We start from the raw sequence: 1,842 nt of genomic DNA, 5'->3' as shown, positions 1-1,842 counted from the left end.
GCCCACCAGCGGCCGCTCACATCCCCGGACCAGCCACGCAACAGCCTCCCCAAGAGAGACCCCCCGCAACTCACGGCCTCAAGCAACTAGGCCCACCTCGCCCCCCTCCCCCCACTCCACCCCTCGGTCGACGCCGACGTCGACCGAGGAGCCGGCAGCGGAACCGGAACGGGTGCGGGCACACAACGAGCAGCTGCAGAAGGCAGTCGTCTCCCACGCCGTCGTCGACCAGGCCATAGACGCCTTGGACGCGCTGAGCCAGGCCACCGGGGCGATGGCCTTCTCGATCGGGCTCGGCGGGCAGGACCTCGCGCTGTACCGGATGGCCGCGATCCGCTGGGTACCCCGCAGAACGGCGCACGTGCTGCTCGCCGGCACGGCCGTCGCCGCGGCGCTGCTGACAGTGCCGACCATGGGCGCGTCCATGGCCACCACCGCGTTCGTCGTCCGGGACAGCGCGGGCCTGATGGGACTGGTCGCCCTGGGCGCGGCGCTCACGGGCGGCCAGTACGCATGGACGCTGCCGTTCGCCTGGCTCTCGTTCTCGTTCTTCGCCCCGCCCCCGACGAGTGCGCCCATGGAGGTGGCGATGTGGATGCTGCTGCCTCCCGGCACGGCAGCGGGCACCTGGACGGCCCTGGCCCTCACGGTCGTCGGCAGCGCGGCCTACGCCGTCGCGGGACCGAGGCGGTAACCGGTGGCGATGCCACGCCACGTCTTCATCTCGTTGATGGGCCGCTCGATGGTGTTGCGCTTCTTGCAGAGCTCGCTCGGCGTCGAACTTGACGAAAGACTGTGAGTCTTCATCTGGCTGGTACGAGACCGGCTGGCAGGTTGACATCGGTCGCCTCGTCGCAGTCATGGCTCGTGGCAAAAGTGGCCCCCGAGGGTGCCTTGCCTATGAACTGTCCAACTGTGGCGAGCGGCCAGCGCCCCCGGCCCACCTCGGTGGCCTGACAAGAAGCCTGGGACGGCCCCATACGCCGGGCCGGGCGAACTGGTCCACATCGACGTCAAGAAACTCGGCCGCATCCCCGACGACGGCAGACACAACGTCCTTGGCCGCGCAGCCGGCCGGGCCGGCCAGGACCGCCGCAACGGCACCGGAAACGCCTGCCTGCACACCGCCCCGGACGACCACTTCCGCCTGGCCTGCACCGAAGACCTGCCCGAGGAGAAAATGCCACCCGCGCGTCCTTCCTGCGACGAGCAACGGCCTGGTTCGCCAGCCAGGGCGTCGCCTTGGACGCGTGCTGACCGACAACGCCTGGGCCTACACCAAGAACACCTGGCGCGACACCTGCCAAGACCTGGGCACCGACCCCCGCTGGACACGCCCCTGGCGGCCCCAGACGAACGGCAAGGCTGAACGCTGCTGCTTTGGTGAGGCTCGTCGCGATAGGACGCAGGATGTGACAGGGCGACAGCTCACCGCCGACCAGGGCACGCTAATCGAGCCGTACCTGCCTGCCGATGGGTGAGTCCAGCCGGGCGGGCGTCAGGCGGGCGGGGTGTCGGGGCGGGCGTCGTACACGGCGCGGGCGGCGTCGATGTGCGTCAGGTGCGTGATGCTCCACTCCAACAGGGGTGCGGTGGCTTCGCGGAGAGTCCTGCCCATCGGAGTGAGTTCGTAACTGACGTGCGGCGGCATGACGTTGCGGACGGTCCGTGTGAGGATCCCGTCGCGTTCCAGGCCGCGCAGGGTGACGGTGAGCATACGCTGGCTGATCCCCTCGACGGCCCGCTTGAGCTCGGTGAAGCGGCGGGCCGGCCAGGGTCGCCTTGAAGTCGAGGCCGGGCGTGCGCAGCCAGCCCGACCAGTAGTCCAGGTAGCGCTTGGTC

The 1,842-nt window shown here is 69.9% G+C and carries 1 protein-coding gene and 3 pseudogenes; 2 read left to right on the top strand and 2 right to left on the bottom strand.

The annotated features are described in order from the left end of the window. Window positions 1–193: 193 nt before the first annotated feature. Both ABT116_RS44100 and ABT116_RS44095 read left to right on the top strand, forming a co-directional pair. On the top strand, window positions 194–694 hold the full coding sequence (locus tag ABT116_RS44100) for a hypothetical protein (protein WP_502984058.1): 501 nt from the start codon (window positions 194–196) through the stop codon (window positions 692–694). 288 nt (window positions 695–982) lie between these two features. After that, a pseudogene (locus ABT116_RS44095) lies at window positions 983–1,373 on the top strand (DDE-type integrase/transposase/recombinase); the annotation flags it as partial. Between the two features lie 125 nt (window positions 1,374–1,498). Here the strand turns inward: ABT116_RS44095 and ABT116_RS44090 are convergent. Then, a pseudogene (locus tag ABT116_RS44090) lies at window positions 1,499–1,765 on the bottom strand (winged helix-turn-helix transcriptional regulator); the annotation flags it as partial. Further along, window positions 1,758–1,842: pseudogene (locus ABT116_RS44085) on the bottom strand (flavodoxin); the annotation flags it as partial. The pseudogenes ABT116_RS44085 and ABT116_RS44090, both read right to left, overlap by 8 nt.

This window comes from Streptomyces sp. NPDC002130 (genome assembly GCF_040296465.1).
In the GTDB taxonomy this organism is placed as follows: Bacteria; Actinomycetota; Actinomycetes; order Streptomycetales; family Streptomycetaceae; genus Streptomyces.
The sequence above is the reverse complement of the archived record's forward strand: the minus strand, read 5'-3'. Positions and strand labels throughout refer to the sequence as shown.